Origin of the sequence: Streptomyces sp. NPDC048484, assembly GCF_040651415.1 — a bacterium.
Lineage (GTDB): Bacteria > Actinomycetota > Actinomycetes > Streptomycetales > Streptomycetaceae > Streptomyces.
Genome location: NZ_JBEZJY010000029.1, coordinates 49,676 through 68,892 on the forward strand (window position 1 = coordinate 49,676; position 19,217 = coordinate 68,892).

Genomic DNA, 19,217 nt, shown 5'->3' on the forward strand with positions numbered 1-19,217 from the left:
GATCAGCGTCCTGCCTTCGTCTCTGGGTCACGGGCGCCCCACCGCTTCGCCCACATCTCCAGGGCTTCGGCGAGCGTGTGCTCACCGATCGCGCCCCGGTACTGGAGCTGGAACTTCCAGCCGTCCTCGTTCGACGGGCTGCGCTTGATCAGCCGCATCAGCCCGCGGTACTTCATCGACACCGGGTTGTTGCTGAACGCGGTGGTCGCCACCGCCCGGATGCGCCGGGAGAACGCCCGCTGACACAGACGCTGCGTCTCGCTGCTGGTAGCGGCGAGCACGATGAGCTTCGACAACCGGGCGTAGTCGGTCGGGGCGACGGCGAAGTCCGAGAGCACGTAAGCCTCGTCGGGAACGAAGGTGCTCGGCGCCATCGCGAAAACGCCCAGGACCCTGCCCGTGCCGTCCTTCACCGCGACCGCCAGGTTCGCCGCACCGGGTGCGATGCGCGGGTTGAGGTAGCGGGAGCGGAGCGCGTTGAACTGGCCCGGCTTGAGCAACGCCAGCGACAGCGGACCAACCAGCTCCTCGCCACGCCTCAGCCGGGGAGCCGTGACCGGCTCGATGGGCTGTCGGGGAGCGACGATCCGCGTCGGTGCCTTGGAGGCGTAGACGTAGAAGGGAGCAGCACGCGGGGTGGCCTTGATGACACCGCGCAGGTACTGCTGCAGCTCCGGCACGTCGTGATTCGAGGCGGTGAGCCAGTACGGCCGGTCGGTGATCGCGCCGAGGACGTCAACCACATCAGCGTCCGACAGCGGCTCGTACTCGGGCGCGTCCCAGGTGAAGTGGGTGTCCAGCGGCTCGTACAGCTTCTCGTACCCGCCGCCGTAGAAGGGAGGGAACGAGCACACCGGAGCGTCGCGGGGGACCTTCCAGAGCCAGGAGCGCACGTCCTCGACTTCGTAGGAGGCCAGCGCCACATCCGAGACGGACAGCCGCGCGACGGTCTCGGCGTGCTTGGCCTTCCACTGGTCGCGGTAGGAGCGCACCACCCGCTCGTGCCAGAGCCCTTCCCTGCCGACACTGGCAAGGAAGCGTGTGCCGAGCATCATGGCGGCGACCGTGCCCACTCCGTCGTCCAAGGAAGCGTCCAGCCAGCCGAGTTCGTCTCGGCTCTCTTCGCGGAGCTGGATGCCGACCGGTTGTCCGGTGAGCCACCGGCCGATGGCTGTGGTGTAGATGGACACGTCCGAGGAGTGCAGCGCGAACCCCATGCCGGCCAAGCTGCGCTCGATGGTGAAGTTGCCGCAGCATGGGATGTAGACCTCTTCGCGTGGCCAACTGGCTGCGGCCTCGCGCACGATGGCGCGCATGGGGCCTGGGATGGTGCCCTGGAACATCTCTCGCCTCCTGGGCGGCTGGCACGAAACGACAGCGCCCGGCCGGGCGGGTGCCGGGCCGGGCGCTGGCTGGAACCTAACACAAGGAGCACATAGCTCCTTTAAATCATGTCATCTATCTTGAGTGAACGGTTCCAGCTCTCACATCAAGGTGCCTTGTTGGTACTGGTCGGCCATCGGCGACAGCTCGCGCACCTCGTCGCCAGTGACGTCCTTCCACCAGGAGGCAAAGACCCGGCGGTGACACCACAGGGCCGGATCCGTCAGGTCCTCGAAGCAGAGCAGGACCAAACGGTGATCCCCCTCCGCTTCGGTGATCTTCCGCAGCCGCTCCGCGACCCACACCGGGCCGAGCTTGTCGAGGTCCGCCCGGTAGTCCGCCGTGAACTGGGGCAGGGGCTTGGAGAGGTACTCCCGCCGCGGCGCAAGCTCCCGAACCGAGTGAGTGAGGGAGTAGGGAAGCCTGAAACGGGGAGCGCCCAGGGTGATGCGTACCGGCACCCCTTGTGGGGGCTGGAATGTCTGGAAGCGGTTGGTGAACAGGGTTAGCACGCGTATTTCCTTTCGTGCTGCGTAGCGACCGGGCGCGCTCGGCGCCGCCGCCGGCCCGGATTCCGTCGGTGCCATCCGCTCGGGACCGCGCAGGACCTGAGCGGCACCGGGCCCGCAGGGAGCGACCCCCTACGAACCCGGCCTGGGTGCCGGAATAAGAAAAGGGGCGAGGTCGGGAATTCCGACCGCGCCCGCATTTCCGATTCTGTGAGAAGGGGGAGGGGGCGCGGCTACTGCCGCGCCCCGCTGCCTCACTTCGCCGCTGCGGCTTCCGCCTTCGCGGCCGGCTCGGCCGCCTGGGAGGCGTCGTCCTGGGCCACCTTCTTCTGGGTGGGCACCTTGCGGGCGGGGCCCTTGGTCGCCGTCGTGGCCGCCGAGCGGCGGGCCCTCGCCGGCGCTTTCGCCTTGGCTACGGCCTTCTCCGCGGCGGGCTCGGCCTTCTCGGGCTCCGGCTTGGCCTCCGGGGTCTTCCCGTCAGCAGCCTTGACCTTCTCCTCCTCGACCTCGGCCACCGCGGCGTCCCAGGCGACCTTGCGGGCTTCCGCGATGCCGTTGGCCTGGCGGAGCATCCGGCGAGCCAAGGTGACCTGGTTGGCGAGCCGGTCGATCTGGCGGACGTAGCGGCCGAGGTCCGAGCCGAGGATGTCGGCCAGCTCTTCGGGCTTGGCCTTCGTCAGCTCCTCCAGCAGGGGCATGACGACCTCCTCGACCTTGCCCAGCTTGTCGGTCGTCTTGGTCTTGGCCTTCTGCCGCTTTTCCTTCTCCTCGACGGTGGGCTCCTTCTCGGTGACCATCGAGGTCTGCTGCTCGGCCATGCGCAGACCCTGGGCGAAGTTCGCGGCGTCGGCCTCGCTGTCGAAGTCGCCGCGCATGTAGCGGGTGGCGGCGATCATCTGGTGCGCCGGGGAGAGCTGGGCGATGTGCCAGGAAAGGTTGGCCTTGATCTTGCCCTCATTGACCCACTCGGCGACCTCGGGGCGCAGGGTGAGCAGGCCCAGCCGCCAGTCGATGTGGGTCTTGGTCTTGCCGAAGGTCTTGGCGATGGCCTCGGACGTCCAGCCCAGGGCGACCAGGTCGGCGTACGCGCCGGCCTCTTCCATGATGGTCATGTCGGCCCGGTTCACGTTCTCCGAGATGGAGAGGACGAACGCCTTCTCCTCATCGATGCCGTCGAGGATGCGGGCCGGGACGCTGACCATGCCGGCCGCCCTGCACGCCCTCCAGCGCCGCTCGCCCGCCACGATCATGTGGGGGACGTCCTCGCCCTCGACCACTCGGACGACGACCGGCTGGAGGAGGCCGTTCTCCTTGATGCTCTCGGTCAGCTCCCGGTGGGCGTCCTCGTCGAAGAACTTCCGGGGCTGGTCCGGGTTGGGCATGATCTGGTCGATACGAAGGTCTGCGTACATTTTCCCCTGCGCCTTTCTCGTTTGGGAATTCCCGCCCTTTTGGGTTTCCCCTTTGTTCTTACACTTATATCTTAATCGCAAATACCGCCAATTCAAGAGGGAATTCCTATTAATTTCGGGAATTCAATTCCTTGAATTGCGGGCCGCGAACCCATGCGTCGGCGGATGCCGCGCGCACCTGGGGCGGGGGGTGGCGGGGATGGACCCAAATACGAGTGAGCCCGTCACGGCTTTACGCCGCGACGGGCTCCGCTCCCATCACGCACCCCAACGACCGCACCGATACGGCCAGCTCCTCGCGGGCGGGGCGCGGGGGGTCGGCCACCCGCGAGGAGCAGGGAAGGACGCCGCTCATCACGACGCTGCCGAATGTGGGATCCTGCGGCTGCTGTACCCGCATCGGCACGACAGAACGTATAACACTACCTAGAAAATGTCATCTATCTCTGGAGTTACGGGCGCGGCGTCGCCCGACAGCTCATCAGCTGCCATCCTCCTGCACGCTCGGGCCCCGTTTCCGACGATGCATCAGGGCCTGCCACTCCAACACCTTGCGCGCTTCGGTGAGCGCCTCCGGACCTGCTCCACTCCGGAGCATCCGCGGAGGTTTCTTCGTCAACTCGGCGATCCGCCGCTCATCAAGCTCGGACATGCGATTCCTCCCGTGAACGGCGTGCGCGCCGCCTTCGCCCGCCCAGATACGACTCTCTCGGCGCACCCGCCCAACGCAGGAGCGGGGGCGCGCCGATGCCCGCCGCACACCAGCCGGCCGCTCCCCGAGAAACTGTCCGATGAACCCTATAACCCCTCCGACCAGGGATGTACTGTAGAGCCAAGGACGATTGTTACCGGCCAGTCACCTGCGGCGAGCATACGACACGGCCAGAGAAGACGGATATGGCAGACACCCCTGACCGGCCCGAACCACTGAGCCTGAGCACGAAGTTGCTCACCCTGCTGCGCCTGCGCCGCGACCCTGACGGGTTCACCCCCAGCGCCCGCGACGTCGCAGATGCGAGCGCACAGGAAGGCCAGCGCAATCCTCGCCTCTCGCACGGCCAGGTCAACAGCCTGCTGAACGGCACCAGTAGCAACCCCACATCGTCTACGATCACCGCTCTCGCCCAGGCCCTCGACGCCCCGGCCGCCTTCCTGCTGCCCGGACGGGAGTGGGACGACCTCGCCGCGCTCACCGTGTTCGTGGAGCGGCCCGAAGTGCGCGAAGTCATACGTTTAATGCAGGGCCTTGAGGTGCAGGACATTCTAGAAATCATGACGATGCTCCGGGAGAGTCGTCGTCGCGCGGGACTGTCTGAAGATGTCCCCGCGATCCCCCCACCTCCCCCCGGCGTCGACCAGCCCCGCGAGGGGCGACCGCGTCGCCGACTGAGCCTGGAAGAAGCCGCTGAGCGGGCAGCGGACTACTTGGAAGGACGCTGAACCTCTTGGAAGGCCCGATCTTCGGCCTGTGCACGGTGCTCACATCGCTCAGTACCGCCATATCCCTGCGCTGCGCATACGAACGCCGCCACAAGTCCATCTACCGCATTGCCCGCCGGGCGCACCTGACCGCCCTGGCGGCATGCACCCTCGGCTCACTGCTGGCGATCCCCACAATCGCCGACGCAGTTGACCGCTCCGCCGCCTCCAACGAAGTGTCCGCCCTCGCGTCAGACGTGGCGGCGGTCATCTTCATCGCGAGCCTCCAAATCATGGTCATCGACTGGGAGTACTCCACGGCCCACCACATCGGCATCGCCCTGCGCGTCGCATTCGTCTGCGTGATCGTCGGGCTCATGATCTGGCAGTTCCACCGCGCCGACACCGTCCACCAGGACCTGTCCACTGCGTACGCACAGAGCAACGATGTGCGGCTCTATCTCCTGACGTACCTCGGGGCCTCAGCCGCTGCAGGCGCGGAGGTCACCTTCCGCTCCGGCAAGCTCGCCCGCGAGATCTGGCGCCAGGGACGCCCCGCTGCCACCGGACTCGCCATCGCGTCGGCAGGGGCCGCATTCGGCGTCGCCTACGCCTTCAGCCGGGGCAGCTACCTGCTCGCGTACGCAGACGGCCACGCCTGGCCCCTCAGTTGGGAAAACGCCATCAGCCCCGCCTTGGCGGGGCTTTGCATCGGGTGCGTGGCCATCGGCCTCACCATGGCCACGATCAACGTCAGCCGCAGCCAACGGAACGTGGGCAGCAAGGTCTAAGCAGACTCCTTGCTCTCTTCTGCAACCCCCCACTGCCGCCACCGCAGTGCCACCCGGTCACCGTCCACGGTGCGCGAGCCCCTGGACGCGGCCGGGTACACGGCCACCTGCTCCAACATGAGGACCAACACACCCTTCTTCGCCTTCATCGGCGCGTGCTTCCACCACCGGACGAGGTCCGGGATATCACCCACAGGCACGTGCTTGACCTGCTCCAGCAACCGCGCCTGCGCCTCGCCCTCGCGGACCAGCTTCTTGAGTTCCTGGTCAGCCGATCTGAACGTCTTGAGCGTCATGTCCGGCGACCGCGCGTAGTCCTGTCCCAGCTTCTTCTGCCGACGGCGCGCAGCGGCAGCCTCCTTGCGCAGCGCGGCAGCCTCAGCCAGCATTTCATCTCGTGCCCGGCCAATGAGCGCGCTGACCTCTGGCTTGGCCAACTCCGCCAGTACGTGCTCCGCTACGTACGTCTCAAAGGGGTCTGCCATGATCCGGACCTTGCCGCACCCGCCGGGATGCTGCCCCGTACTGGGTGAGCAACGGTAGCCGCGGGTGCCTGCGGCCGTGGGCGATGACCCCAGCGTGCATACGCACAGGCCGCAGACGCCGAGCGCGCCGGAGATCAGGTACTCACGCTGCTCGGCCCGTTGTTTGTCCGGGTCGTTGACGCGGCGCATGGCGCGGATGGCCTCGAAGTCCGCACGAGGAACGATCACAGGGCCGCCCGTCTCGACGAGCTTTCCGTTCTCGTCCTCCTCCAGGCCGGCGATGGCCGGGTGATCGAGGACAGAGGCGAGCACCGCCGGCCTCCACAGACCGCCGCGCGTGGTGCGATGCCCCTCGGCGTTCATCCACTCCACGATGGCGTCATAACTCTGCTTGAGCTGACGCCGGGAGGCGGCCGCCAGCAGGACCTCCGCCTCACTCTCGCGCACCCGTCGGTACGCCATGTCCTCAAAGCCGTACAGCCTTGCCATCTCTCGCCCCTCTGCCGACCCCCTGACTGTACTAATTTACCCGAGATAGGTCACACTGTTGTAGAAACATCCGAACACCTCAAGTCGTGCACCGCCTCAGGCGATCACGTAGATACCTCCGCTCCGCGCCGAGGCTCGACGCCGAGGACCTTCCACAGCTCCGCCGTCGGCACCCGGACCGTGCCGCCCAGCGCGAGTGTCCGAACGGGAAAACCCCCAGTGCGGATCAACTCGTACGCCTTGTCGCGGCCAATACCCAGAGCCCGTGCGGCAGTTGTCACGTTGACCGTGGCCGGAAGAGCAAACAGCTCCTCCAAACCCATCGCTCCGGCCGAAGCCTGCCCGCCCGCTTCCTGAGCAGTCATGTCGTTGGTCGCAATCTCCCCCGCGCCAACTTGAAGTTGACTTTACAACAGTGTCCGACAGCCCCAACAGGATGAAGACGGATCTTGCAACACCACGCAGGCCGAGATCCACACCATCCGCACGACCGCTGACAGCCAGCCACCAGGGGAGACCTGTGTTCAAGGACAAGACCTACCAGCGGTGCGCTTGCAAAGGCCCACTCACCGACAAGGCAGGCAAACCCATCCTCAACGAGGACGGCACCCGAAAGATCGGCTACCTGGAAAAGCGATGCCCCAAGCTCAAGCGGCGCGACCACGGCTCCTGGTACTACTCCATCGAGATCCCCGCCGGCCCGGGCGGCAAGCGCCGTCACCCCAAAAAGGGCGGATTCAAGACCCAGGACCAAGCCGCCGCCGCAGCAGCCAAGGTCTACCGGGACGCACAGGCGGGAGTCGACGTCCTGTCCGACGAGACCGTCGGCGAGTACCTGCGCCGCTGGCTCGACAACCAGCACGACCTCAAGGCCACCACCAGGAACGGCTACGAGGACTACCTCCGCCTGTACTTCACCCCGCACCTCGGCCACATCAAACTCCGCCAGCTGCGCCCCCGCCACATAGAGGAGATGTTCACCGCCATCCAGGCCGAGAACCGGGTGAAGGAGAACAACCAGGAGGCGGCCCAACTGGCCCGCGAAACCGAGAAGAAGGCAGGCGCAGCCTGGCGCGACGCCATCGCCCCTCGCGACCCGCAGCTCAGGAAAACCTGGAACGAGGCCAAGTCAGCGTTGAAGGCCGCCCACGCGCGCCCGCGCCGTCAGACCGGTCCCGCAACACAGCACCGCATCAAGATGAGCCTCAGTTCAGCCCTCGAAGACGCCCGCAAGCGCCGGATGGTCACCGACAACTGGGCGGCCCTGGTCCGGACGCCTCGCATACGCAAGGCCAAAGCACTGGAGTGGACCGCCGCCCGCGTCGAGGCATGGCGCAACACCGGCAAGAAGCCTTCTCCTGTCATGGTCTGGACCCCCGAGCAGACCGGCACCTTCCTCGACTCAGTGGTGTACGACCGGCTCTACGCCCTGTGGGTCATCATCGCCTTCCTCGGCCTGCGCCGCGGGGAAGCATGCGCCCTTCCCTGGTCCGAAGTAGAACTCGACGCCGGCGTCATCCACATCACGGAGGAGATCGTCACCGTCGCGTACGAGCCGCACTCGGACGCCCCCAAGTCCGACAACATCCGCGACATCGCACTGGATGAGGACACAGTCGCCCTTCTGCGGTGGTGGCGCGACCGCCAGGAAGCCGAGAAGAACGAGTGGCTCGAAACCACGGGCGAATGGACCGAAAGCGGCCGGGTCTTCACCCTTGAGGACGGTACGGAGTACCACCCGCAGTTCTTCTCGGACCGCTTCGAGCGGCTCTACAAGAGGGCCGACCTGCCGCCGATCCGGCTTCACGACCTACGGCACGGCTCAGCAACCCTCGCCCTGCGCGCTGGTGTAGCCATGGTCGCCGTCCAGCGCAGGCTCGGGCACTCCTCGATCCGCGTCACCTCGGACATCTACACCACCGTCCTGGCAGAGGTCGAGCGCGAGGCCGCCGAAGCGACCGTCTCCGTCGTGCCTCGCGCACGCAAGCGCGTGATCCCACAGCCCACGGCCGAGAACGAGAGCACGACACAAGAGGAGGAGCAGGACGAGCCGGAGGAGGAGCTGGGCAGCGGGCACAGCGACGACGCCCAGGATGTTCCCGACCAGGACGCTGCCTGACGGCATGTTCCCAGGGCGTTCCCATTCGCTCACGCAGACGACGAGGAAGGCCCCTCCGAGATCAACTCGGAGGGGCCTTCCTCCGTCAAAGAAAAGCAAAAGCCCCAGGTCACGGCGAGTGAGAGTCTGGGGCTTCTACAGAGCCGCCTTCGGGATTCGAACCCGAGACCTACGCATTACGAGTGCGTTGCTCTGGCCAGCTGAGCTAAGGCGGCGCGCTGCCAGAACTATGGTGCGGTCGGCAACGTCAGCAAGTCTACACAGTTTCCTGGGGTGCTCCGTACCGGCTCCGGACCGGCCCCGGACCGGCTGCTGACCGGCCCGGGCGCACCCCCGGCAGGCTCGCTGGCGGACTGCCAGCGGCTCGGGGATCAGGTTGCCGAGCAGCGTTTTCCGTTCTGTGGAGGGGTGCCTTCGAGGAGGTAGCGGTTGATCGCGGAGTCGATGCACGCGCTGCCGCGCCCGTACGCCGTGTGGCCGTCGCCGTCGTAGGTGAGGAGCGTTCCGGAGGAGAGCTGGGCGGCGAGGGCCCGGGCCCAGGAGTAGGGAGTCGCGGGGTCCCGGGTGGTGCCAACGACGACGATGGGCGCGGAGCCCTTCGCCTGGATACTGCGGGGCTCGCCGATGGGCTTCACCGGCCAGTAGGCGCAGTTCAGAGAGGCCCAGGCGAGGCCCTCGCCGAAGACCGGCGAGGCCTTCTCGAAGTCGGGGATGCCGTTCTCGACCTCCTCGGGGGAGGCGAAGGCTGCGGGCAGATCCAGGCAGTTGACCGCCGCGTTGGCGGACATGAGGTTCGCGTACCGGCCGTCCGCGTCCCGCTCGTAGTAGCTGTCGGACAGACCGAGCAGGCCCGCGCCGTCCTCGTCCTTCATGGCCGTGGTGAGGGCCTCGCGCAGTTGCGGCCAGGCCCCCTCGTCGTACATCGCGGCGATGACGCCCGTGGTGGCCAGTGCCTCGCCCAGCTTGCGGCCGTCCGCGTCGCCCGCGTCGATGGGCGCGGAGTCCAGTTGCCGGAAGAAGGCCTTCAGGTTCTCGCCGACCTGTTCCGGCGAGGTGCCCGCCCCGCCCAGCGGGCAGTCGGACTCGTGTACGCAGTCCTTCGCGAAGGACCGGAAGGCCGTCTCGAAGCCGGCCGTCTGGTCCTGGTTCATCTTCCGGGCGGGCAGGGACGGGTCCATCGCGCCGTCCAGGACCAGCCTGCCGACGCGGTCCGGATACAGGCCCGCGTAGGTCGCCCCGAGGAGCGTGCCGTACGAGGCACCCACGTACGTCAGCTTCTTGTCGCCCAGCGCGGCCCGGACGAGGTCCATGTCACGGGCCGCCTCGCCCGTGGACACATGGCGCAGCAGTCTCGCCGAGTGCTCCCCGCAGGCCGCCGCGAACTCCTTGAAGGCGTCGACCAGCTCACCGGTCTCGCGCGCGTTGTCGGGGGTCGTGTCCGTCTGCGTGTACGCGTCCATCCGCCGCCCGGTGAGGCATTCGACGGGCTCGCTGCGGGCGACGCCCCGCGGGTCCACCGCGACCATGTCGTAGCGGGCGCGCACCTTCGCCGGGTAGCCGATTCCGGCGTACGACTGAAGGTAGTCGACCGCCGAGCCGCCCGGCCCGCCCGGGTTGACCAGCAGCGAGCCGAGCCGCTTGCCCGGTCCGGTGGCCTTCTTACGGGCCACGGCCAGCCGGATGTCACCCTTGGCCGGCTCGGCGTAGTCGAGCGGGGCCTTCAGCGTGGAGCACTCGAAGTCGGAGGCACCGCAGGCGCGCCAGGTCGGCCGCTGCCCGTAGTACGGGGCCAGCGCGGACGGGGTGGCCTCGGGCAGCGCGCGCAGCGCCACCGATCCGGCCGGGCTCGCGGAGTTCGTCGAACTCCCCGTGGAGCAGGCGGAGACGAGGAGCCCGGCGACGGTGAACAGGGTGCCGTACGCACGGAGGGATCGGTGGGCCCGGGATGACCTGGGCCGGCGCCTGGTGTACATCGCATGAGCGTAACCCTGCGCGATTGATTGATCGCGCAGAGTCGCACGTACGCCTCGTACGAGTGACGGCGTCAATCCGCGGGCCTGCAACCTCCGGCCGGGGCCAGCCGCTCCGTCTCGCCGGCATCCGCCTCGCCGGCGCCTGCCGTGGCGGCGTCTGCCTCGCCGGCTGTCAGCAGCATTCCGTCACCGCGTCACCGCGTCATCCTGCCCGCAACGCCATGGTCATGGCCTCCACCGCCAGCAACGGCGCCACGTTCCGGTCCAGGGCCTCGCGGCAATCGGCGATCGCCTCTATCCGGCGCAGGGTGGCCTCGGGCGACGACCCGCGGGCCAGCCGGTCCAGCGTGTCCTGCATCTCCGTGTTGGAGAGGGCGAGATTCGTGCCGAACTGGAGGGCGAGCACGTCCCGGTAGAAAGCCGTGAGGTCGATCAGGGCCAGGTCCAGGCTGTCACGCTGCGTACGTGTCCTGCGGCGCTTCTGCTTGTCCTCCAGCTCCTTCATCAGGCCCGCGGTGCCGCGCGGCATACGGCCGCCTTGCGCCGCGCCGAGGGCTGCCTTCATGTCCTCGGTCTCCTTCCCGTCAGTCTCCTCGGCTACCTGTTTGGCGTCGTCGGAGGCCGCGTCGATCAGCTCCTGGGCCGCCTTGAGGCAGCCGCCCACGTCGTCGACCCGGAGAGGCAGTTTGAGGACGGTGGCGCGGCGCGCGCGGGCCCGCTCGTCCGTGGCGAGACGGCGGGCGCGCCCGATGTGGCCCTGTGTGGCACGGGCCACGGCGGCCGCGACGTCCGGCTCGATGCCGTCACGGCGTACGAGGACGTCGGCGACCGCGGCCACCGGGGGCGTCCGGAGCGTGAGGTGGCGGCACCGGGAGCGGATCGTCGGCAGCACGTCCTCCAGGGAGGGCGCGCACAGGAGCCAGACCGTACGGGGGGCGGGCTCTTCGACGGCCTTCAGCAGTACGTTGCCCGCGCCTTCGGTGAGGCGGTCGGCGTCCTCCAGGACGATGACCTGCCAACGGCCGACCGCCGGGGACAGCTGGGCACGGCGGACCAGGCTGCGGGTCTCCTTCACGCCGATGGAGAGGAGGTCGGTGCGGATGATCTGCACGTCCGCGTGCGTACCGATCAGACTCGTGTGGCAGCCGTCGCAGAATCCGCAGCCGGGGGCTCCGCCGAGGGCACGGTCGGGGCTCGTGCACTGGAGGGCCGCCGCGAAGGCGCGCGCCGTGGTGGAACGGCCCGAACCCGGCGGTCCCGTGAAGAGCCAGGCGTGCGTCATCTTCGAGGCCTCGGGCAACGGTGTCTCGGCCGCGACCGCGGTGACCAGGGCATCGGCGTCCCGCGCGGCAGCCGCGAGCTGCTCGCTCACCTTCTCCTGGCCCACCAGGTCGTCCCATACGGTCATGGGGTGCCGCCCTTTCGTCGCACCTGTGCCCTGCTGCGTCCCATTGTGCGGGAGGGGACTGACAACGAGGTCCGTGGCGGCCGCGTACGGAGGCCGGCTCCGGCGAGCGGGCGGGAGAGGAGGCCGGGCGCGCCCTCGCCCGGCAACCGCCCGGCCGGTGCAACCGCCCGACCGCGCATGCCCCGCGCCCCGCCGGCGCGGGCCCCACCGCCGTCAGCGTCGTCGCCGCCCGCGCCCCTCGTCCTGCTCGTCGTCGTCGGGCGGGCCCAGCAACTCGTCGGCCAGCGTCGGCAGATCGTCCAGCGGCGTCTCCTCCGCCCAGTCCGAGCGGGGACGTCGCCGAGGCACGCCCTGCGCGTCGACCTGGGGCAGTTCACGAGTACCGCCGTCGGAGGCTCCTGTTTCCGGCCGCCCACCACGTGAGTACCCGGGAGGCACCCGGTCCGCGGGCCCGTTCTCCTGCTCACCGCCGCGGTCGTCCCGTATCGGAGGAAGGACCGCCGTCTCGTCCGCTGCCGGGCCACGCCCGCCCTGAGGGACCTGAGGCAGCACGGCCGTCTCGTCAGCAGCTCCCTGCGGGGCGTGCGGGGGCTGCGGCAGCGGCAGCTCGGTCGTCTCCTCGGCATTCGGTCCGGCCTTCCGTCCGGTGTCCGGTCGTCCGGTGTCCCGTGGCGCCACCGGAGGCAGGACGGCCGTCTCGTCGGCCGGGCCACCGAACGTGTTCGTGGGCGTCACGACGGGTACCTGCACCGTGCTCTCGTCGTCACGAGCACTCGCCGACCGGCCGGCCCCGGCAGACCCACCGTCAGACCCCATCTCGGAAGCAGCAGTCGCCGTGGCTGCCGTAGCCGCGGCGGCTGCCTCAGCCGCCTCAGCGGCGGCCCTGCGCGCGTCCTCGGCCCGGACCAGCGCCTCCTCGGCCTTCCGCTGCTTCTCCAGGCGCCGTTCCTCGGCCTCGGCCCGGAGCCGCGCCTCATCCTCGGCCTGCTTGCGCCGGCGCTCCTCCTCGGCCGCGCGGGTCTTCTCCTCCGCGAGCTGCCGCGCCTGTTCCTGCTCGGCACGCACGCGTGCGGCCTCGGCCCGCTGGTGGGCCTCCTCGGCCTGCCGCTCGGCCTCGCGCCGCTGGGCCTCCTCCAGTTCGCGCTGCTTGCGCTCCTCCTCCTCCGCGCGCAGCCGGGCGAGCTGTTCCTGGCGCTCGCGCTCCAGCCGCTCCTCCTCGGCCTTGCGGGCGGCCTCTTGCTCGGCGCGTCGGCGGGCTTCTTCCTCGGCCGCCTTGCGGGCCTCCTCCTTGGCCTTGATCTCGGCCTCGGAGAGCGGCAGCACCACATCGAGCCGGTGCCGGATCACGGTCGTGACGGCCTCGGGCTCCTGGCCCGCGTCGACGACCAGGTACTGGCCCGGGTCGGCCGCGGCCAGCGTCAGGAAACCGGACCGCACGCGCGCGTGGAACTCGGCGGGCTCCGACTCCAGCCGGTCCGGCGCCTCGGTGAACCGCTCCCGCGCAGTCTCCGGCGACACGTCCAGCAGAACCGTCAGATGCGGAACGAGCCCGTCCGTCGCCCACCGGTTGATGCGGGAGACCTCGGTCGGGGACAGATCGCGTCCCGCTCCCTGGTAGGCCACCGAGGAGTCGATGTACCGGTCCGACACCACGACCGCGCCCCGCTCAAGGGCGGGCCGCACCACGGTGTCCACGTGCTCCGCGCGGTCGGCGGCGTACAGCAGCGCCTCCGCGCGGTGCGACAGTCCGGCCGACGACACGTCGAGCAGGATCGACCGCAACCGCTTCCCCACGGGTGTGGCGCCCGGCTCTCGCGTCACCACGACCTCGTGTCCCTTGGCGCGGATCCACTCCGCGAGCGCCTCGGCCTGGGTCGACTTGCCGGCCCCGTCGCCGCCCTCCAGGGCGATGAAGAACCCGGCGTCGGTGGGCGCCTGCACCGGATCGTCCCCGCCGCGCAGCGCGTCGCGCAGGTCGTGCCGCAGGGGCACTCCGGCGCGGTCGTCGGCCTTGGCGAGGACCAGTGCGGCGACCGGCAGCAGGAGCGCGCCGACCAGCATCAGCGTGAAGGCGGCGCCCCCGTGCGCGAACACGAACTTGCCGTTTTCGAGGCGGTGCGGCCCGATGGCGGCCGCCACCAGCGGGGCCAGCAGGGCGCCGAGGGCCACGGAGACCCGTACGACCGCGTGCAGGTGTTCCGTCGTACGCGACCGCCGGTAGTCCTCGGCCTCCTGGTCGAGCAGCGCGTGCCCGGTGTTCGCGGCGACGCCCGCGCCGATGCCCGCGAGGCCCACGATCAGCAGCTCGGTGGTGACGTCCGGGACGAGCCCGGCGGCGAGCAGGGCGATCCCGGTGAAGGCGATCGCCAGGGCGAGCAGGCGCCGGCGCGACAGGGACGGCAGCAGTTTGGCCGCCGTACGGATGCCGATCGCGACACCCCCGGTCAGCGCGAGCACCAGCAGCCCGTACGTCACCGGGCCGCCGCCCAGGTCCTTGGCGTGCAGCACGGCCACGGCGACAGCGGCCGCGATCGCACCGGCGACGGCCGCGCAGGCGAGCACCAGGAGCGGGATGACCCCCGTGCGGCCCTTGTCGATGCCTGTACCGGTCTTGGGGCGGCGCAGCCCTTCGAGCGGCGACCGCGCGCGGGGGGTCCGTGCGTCGGGCAGTTCGAGGAAGGTGAGGATCGACAGGGAGGCGGCGAAAAGGCCCGCGGAGACGTACGAGGCGAGCGCCGCCTGGTGCTGGTCGAACCACGCGACTCCGGCGCCCAGCAGATTGTTGACGAGCCCGGCGACAACGAGCGCCGCCGCCGCGAGGGGCACCGTGACGAAGCCCGTACGCAGTGCCAGGCGCCGCAGTGCGTCCATGTGGTCCGGCAGCGGCCGTACCGTCGCGCCCTCCAGCGGCGGCGTGGGCAGGAGCGCGGGAGCCGCGCTCTCACGGCACACCGTCCAGAAGCGCTCGGCGACTCCGATCACGAACGCCGTCACCAGGAGCACGGCCGGCGCGTTCTCGGGTGTCCAGTCGATCCACAGGGGCGCGATGATCAGCAGCACGGCCCGTACGCCGTCCGCGCCGGCCATGGTCCAGCGGCGGTCGAGCGGACCGTCCTGGGAGGTGAGTGAGGTGAGCGGGCCGAGAAGTACCGCCCCGAAGAGCAGCGTCGCGAGGATCCGTGCCCCGAAGACCGCCGACATGGCGAGGGCCACTCCGCGGTAGCCGCCTCCGAAGGAACCGTCGAGCACCGCCGCCTGCAGGGCGAGCAGAACCAGGACGAGCAACGCGAGGGCATCGCCGACGCCACCCACCAGCTGGGCGCTCCACAACCGCCTCAGTTGCGGTACACGCAGCAGCGCCCGGACGGCTCGCTCCCGCGAATCCGCGACCAGGGCGTCGTCAGGGGCCGGTTGGTGGGCCGTTGGCTGCTCGGCACGCGTCATTCCACCAGCCTATCGGCAGGGGGCCCGTCCTCGAAGAGGCCCCCGAACATGCGAACGCCCTCGACACCAAGAGGTGCCAGGGCGCTCGTTCGGCGAACCGAAGGTGAAGAACCCGGTCCGCCTCCGGACCGGTCCTCGACCGAATATGGAGCACCCACCCGATAGAGAGCACCGAATATGGAGCGGTTCGGTGCTCTGTGGAGCGAGGTGCTCTATGGAGCCGCTCAGTCCTCGGGCGTCGCCTTGGCGGCGGTCGCCTTCTTCGCGGTCGTCTTCTTGGCGGTGGTGGTCTTCTTGGCCGCGGTCTTCTTGGCTGCCGTCTTCTTCGCCGGCGCCTTCTTGGCGGGCGCCTTCTTGGCCGTCTTCTTCGCCGGCCCCTTCGCCCGCTTCTCCGCGAGCAGTTCGAAGCCCCGCTCCGCAGTGATCTCCTCGACGCTGTCGTCGGAGCGCAGCGTCGCGTTGGTCTCGCCGTCGGTGACGTACGGTCCGAAGCGCCCGTCCTTGACGACGACCGGCTGCCCGCTGACCGGATCGGCGCCCAGCTCCTTCAGCGGCGGCTTGGCAGCCGCTCGGCCGCGCTGCTTGGGCTGCGCGTAGATCGCGAGGGCCTCGTCGAGGGTGATCGAGAAGAGCTGCTCCTCGCTCGTCAGGGAGCGCGAGTCGGTGCCCTTCTTCAGGTACGGGCCGTAGCGGCCGTTCTGCGCGGTGATCTCCACGCCTTCGGCGTCCTTGCCGACGACGCGCGGCAGCGACATCAGCTTGAGCGCGTCCTGAAGCGTCACCATGTCCAGGGACATCGACTTGAAGAGCGAGGCCGTACGCGGCTTCACGGCGTTCTTGCCGGTCTTCGGGGTGCCCTCGGGAAGCACCTCGGTGACGTACGGGCCGTAGCGTCCGTCCCTGGCGATGATCTGGCGGCCCGACTCCGGGTCGGCCCCCAGTTCGAAGTCGCCGCTCGGCTTGGCGAGCAGTTCCTCCGCGAGCTCGACGGTCAGCTCGTCGGGCGGGAGCTCCTCGGGGACGTCGGCGCGCTGGTGGTTCTCGGAGTCCTTCTCGCCACGCTCGACGTACGGGCCGTAGCGGCCGACGCGCAGCATGATGTCGCTGTCGGCCACGGCGAACGACGACACCTCGCGGGCGTCGATGGCGCCGAGGTCGGTGACAAGCTCCTTGAGACCGCCGAGGTGGTCGCCGTCGCCGTTGCCCGCCTCCGCGGCGCCGGTCGCCTCGCCCTCGCCGAAGTAGAAGCGCCTGAGCCACGGAATGGCCTGGGCCTCGCCCCGCGCGATGCGGTCGAGGTCGTCCTCCATCTTGGCGGTGAAGTCGTAGTCGACGAGCCGCCCGAAGTGCTTCTCCAGGAGGTTGACCACGGCGAAGGACAGGAAGGAGGGCACGAGGGCCGTCCCCTTCTTGAACACATAGCCCCGTTCGAGGATCGTGCCGATGATCGACGCGTACGTCGACGGGCGGCCGATCTCCCGCTCCTCCAGCTCCTTGACCAGGCTGGCCTCGGTGTAGCGCGCCGGGGGCTTGGTCGCGTGGCCGTCGACCGTGATCTCCTCGGCGGACAGCGGGTCTCCCTCATCGACCTGCGGGAGGCGGCGCTCGCGGTCGTCCAACTCGGCGTTCGGGTCGTCCGCGCCCTCGACGTACGCCTTCAGGAAGCCGTGGAAGGTGATCGTCTTGCCGGACGCGCTGAACTCGGCGTCCCGGCCGTCGGAGGCCGCACCCGCGATCTTCACGGTGACGGAGTTGCCGACCGCGTCCTTCATCTGGGAGGCGACGGTCCGCTTCCAGATCAGCTCGTACAGCCGGAACTGGTCACCGGTCAGGCCGGTCTCGGCCGGGGTGCGGAAACGGTCACCCGAGGGGCGGATCGCCTCGTGCGCCTCCTGCGCGTTCTTGACCTTCCCGGCGTACGTACGCGGCTTGTCCGGCAGGTAGCTCGCGCCGTAGAGCTGCGTGACCTGCGCCCGGGCCGCGGTGATCGCGGTGTCCGAGAGGGTCGTGGAGTCCGTACGCATGTAGGTGATGAAGCCGTTCTCGTACAGCTTCTGCGCCACCTGCATCGTGGCCTTCGCGCCGAATCCGAGCTTGCGGCTCGCCTCCTGCTGGAGCGTGGTCGTACGGAACGGTGCGTACGGCGAGCGTCGGTACGGCTTCGACTCGACGGACCGTACGGAGAAGTTCGTGTTCTCCAGGGCGGCGGCCAGCGTGCGGGCGTTCGTCTCGTCCAGGTGGAGCGTGTTCGCGCTCTTGATCTGGCCGACCGAGTCGAAGTCGCGGCCCTGGGCGACGCGCTTGCCGTCGACCGCGGTCAGCCGGGCGACCAGGTTCGACGGGTCGCTCTGGTCACCGGCACGGCCGGTGCCGAAGGTGCCGGTGAGATCCCAGTACTCGGCGGAGCGGAAGGCCATGCGCTCGCGCTCCCGCTCGACGACGAGGCGGGTCGCCACGGACTGGACGCGGCCCGCCGACAGCCGCGGCATGACCTTCTTCCAGAGGACCGGCGAGACCTCGTAGCCGTAGAGGCGGTCGAGGATGCGGCGGGTCTCCTGGGCGTCGACCATGCGCTGGTTGAGCTCGCGCGGGTTGGCGACGGCGCTGCGGATCGCGTCCCTGGTGATCTCGTGGAAGACCATCCGGTGGACGGGGACCTTGGGCTTCAGGACCTCAAGAAGGTGCCACGCGATGGCCTCACCCTCGCGGTCCTCATCGGTTGCGAGGAAGAGCTCGTCGGAATCCTTCAACAGTTCCTTGAGCTTCTTGACCTGCGCCTTCTTGTCAGCGTTGACCACGTAGATCGGCTGGAAGTCGTTATTGACGTCCACACCGAGCCGGCGCACCTCGCCGGTGTACTTCTCGGGCACCTCCGCGGCGCCGTTGGGGAGGTCGCGGATGTGCCCGACGCTCGCTTCGACGACGTATCCAGGGCCGAGATAGCCCTTGATCGTCTTCGCCTTGGCAGGCGACTCGACGATGACGAGTCGGCGGCCGCCGTGTGCGGTCTCGCTGGTCGGGGACAACTTCGCTCTTCTCTCCGGTCGACGCAGGGGGTCTCGCCCCAGGCCTGGAACCCGGGGGTCGGGTCATGCTGACGCTGCGGAGTGTGACGGTACATCCCGCCCCCCTGTCAAACGGGAAAAGCCCGCAACGGCCACTCGAACGGTAACCCGACTCCCGCCATTCCTGCCGCCCGGAGTGCCGACCTGCCGTTTCCGGGGTATCCGGAGCGTGACCTCTCAATTACCGCGGAGGTGGGATCCGGCACGTGTGGATCTTGCCCGCGCCCGCCGCCGGAGCCGCGGTTCCCGGACTTGGAGGAGGCGTCTTTCGGGCGCCTCCCGGGCAGCGGGAGCAGGCCCGTGCGCTTCTGCGGGCGGCACTCAGACGCGAGTGAAACACCACACGGCGAGGAGTAGGGCGGCCGCCCCGGCCGAGCCCGCGGCCGTCGCCGAAGCGAGGGGATTCACCCCGTGGGCGACGGGGGCGCGCTGCCTGAGCCGGACCGCGGTCCACAGCAGCAGTCCGCCTCCGAACAGGGCGAACACCGATCCCGTGAAGATCGCCGGTCCGCTCTCCATGGCTCGTCCCTTCGCCCTTGCGTACCCTGGGTCGGGACCCTGGCACCTCCGGGAAGCCGGGACCCCAACCGTGGATGAACGGAAGGCGACCCACTCCGTGCGCCCCGATGCGGGATAGCTCACACCGCGACCACACCGCCCGCACGGGCCCGGCCACCGCACGTGCACAGGCCCGGCCACCGCACGTGCTCGGAGCCGATC

12 protein-coding genes and 1 tRNA gene are annotated in these 19,217 nt (G+C 69.3%); 3 read left to right on the plus strand and 10 right to left on the minus strand.

The window, feature by feature from the left end; all coding sequences use genetic code 11:
* Positions 1 to 2: 2 nt before the first annotated feature.
* The 3 genes from AB0D14_RS27585 to AB0D14_RS27595 all read right to left on the minus strand — a co-directional run bounded on the left by AB0D14_RS27585 (position 3) and on the right by AB0D14_RS27595 (position 3,304).
* Entirely contained in the window at positions 3 to 1,343 is a 1,341-nt protein-coding gene (locus AB0D14_RS27585) for a hypothetical protein (protein WP_362784084.1), read from the minus strand.
* A 141-nt stretch (positions 1,344 to 1,484) separates the two neighbouring features.
* Entirely contained in the window at positions 1,485 to 1,895 is a 411-nt protein-coding gene (locus AB0D14_RS27590; RefSeq protein ID WP_362784087.1) for a hypothetical protein, read from the minus strand.
* Between the two features lie 251 nt (positions 1,896 to 2,146).
* On the minus strand, positions 2,147 to 3,304 hold the full coding sequence (locus tag AB0D14_RS27595) for a ParB/RepB/Spo0J family partition protein (RefSeq protein ID WP_362784089.1): 1,158 nt from the start codon (positions 3,302 to 3,304) through the stop codon (positions 2,147 to 2,149).
* 897 nt (positions 3,305 to 4,201) lie between these two features.
* On the opposite strand from AB0D14_RS27595, the gene AB0D14_RS27600 reads away from it, so the two are divergent.
* Both AB0D14_RS27600 and AB0D14_RS27605 read left to right on the plus strand, forming a co-directional pair.
* Positions 4,202 to 4,744: a hypothetical protein gene (locus tag AB0D14_RS27600; protein ID WP_362784092.1), complete on the plus strand. Its 543-nt coding sequence runs from the start codon at positions 4,202 to 4,204 to the stop codon at positions 4,742 to 4,744.
* A 5-nt stretch (positions 4,745 to 4,749) separates the two neighbouring features.
* On the plus strand, positions 4,750 to 5,514 hold the full coding sequence (locus AB0D14_RS27605) for a hypothetical protein (protein WP_362784095.1): 765 nt from the start codon (positions 4,750 to 4,752) through the stop codon (positions 5,512 to 5,514).
* Here AB0D14_RS27605 and AB0D14_RS27610 read toward each other — a convergent pair.
* Positions 5,511 to 6,488 carry a recombinase family protein gene (locus AB0D14_RS27610; RefSeq protein ID WP_362784098.1) on the minus strand — a complete coding sequence of 326 codons (978 nt, stop codon included), beginning with the start codon at positions 6,486 to 6,488 and terminating at the stop codon, positions 5,511 to 5,513. The two genes, AB0D14_RS27605 and AB0D14_RS27610, sit on opposite strands and share 4 nt — an antisense overlap.
* Positions 6,489 to 7,008: 520 nt before the next feature.
* On the opposite strand from AB0D14_RS27610, the gene AB0D14_RS27615 reads away from it, so the two are divergent.
* A complete protein-coding gene (locus AB0D14_RS27615) occupies positions 7,009 to 8,607 on the plus strand; it encodes a site-specific integrase (protein ID WP_362784101.1) in 1,599 nt (532 codons plus the stop codon).
* 141 nt (positions 8,608 to 8,748) lie between these two features.
* Here AB0D14_RS27615 and AB0D14_RS27620 read toward each other — a convergent pair.
* The 6 genes from AB0D14_RS27620 to AB0D14_RS27645 form a co-directional block, all read right to left on the minus strand.
* Positions 8,749 to 8,822 (minus strand) — tRNA-Thr (locus AB0D14_RS27620).
* 156 nt (positions 8,823 to 8,978) lie between these two features.
* The gene (locus AB0D14_RS27625) at positions 8,979 to 10,580 is read right to left on the minus strand and encodes an alpha/beta hydrolase (RefSeq protein ID WP_362784104.1); all 1,602 of its coding nucleotides are present in this window, start codon (positions 10,578 to 10,580) and stop codon (positions 8,979 to 8,981) included.
* Between the two features lie 202 nt (positions 10,581 to 10,782).
* Positions 10,783 to 11,988, minus strand: a complete 1,206-nt coding sequence (locus AB0D14_RS27630; RefSeq protein WP_362784107.1) for a DNA polymerase III subunit delta' — start codon at positions 11,986 to 11,988, stop codon at positions 10,783 to 10,785.
* Positions 11,989 to 12,201: 213 nt separating this feature from the next.
* Positions 12,202 to 15,432 carry a dTMP kinase gene (gene tmk / locus AB0D14_RS27635; protein ID WP_362784110.1) on the minus strand — a complete coding sequence of 1,077 codons (3,231 nt, stop codon included), beginning with the start codon at positions 15,430 to 15,432 and terminating at the stop codon, positions 12,202 to 12,204.
* 224 nt (positions 15,433 to 15,656) lie between these two features.
* The gene (gene topA, locus AB0D14_RS27640; RefSeq protein WP_362784112.1) at positions 15,657 to 18,458 is read right to left on the minus strand and encodes a type I DNA topoisomerase; all 2,802 of its coding nucleotides are present in this window, start codon (positions 18,456 to 18,458) and stop codon (positions 15,657 to 15,659) included.
* Between the two features lie 360 nt (positions 18,459 to 18,818).
* The gene (locus AB0D14_RS27645) at positions 18,819 to 19,016 is read right to left on the minus strand and encodes a hypothetical protein (protein WP_362784115.1); all 198 of its coding nucleotides are present in this window, start codon (positions 19,014 to 19,016) and stop codon (positions 18,819 to 18,821) included.
* Positions 19,017 to 19,217 lie beyond the last annotated feature (201 nt).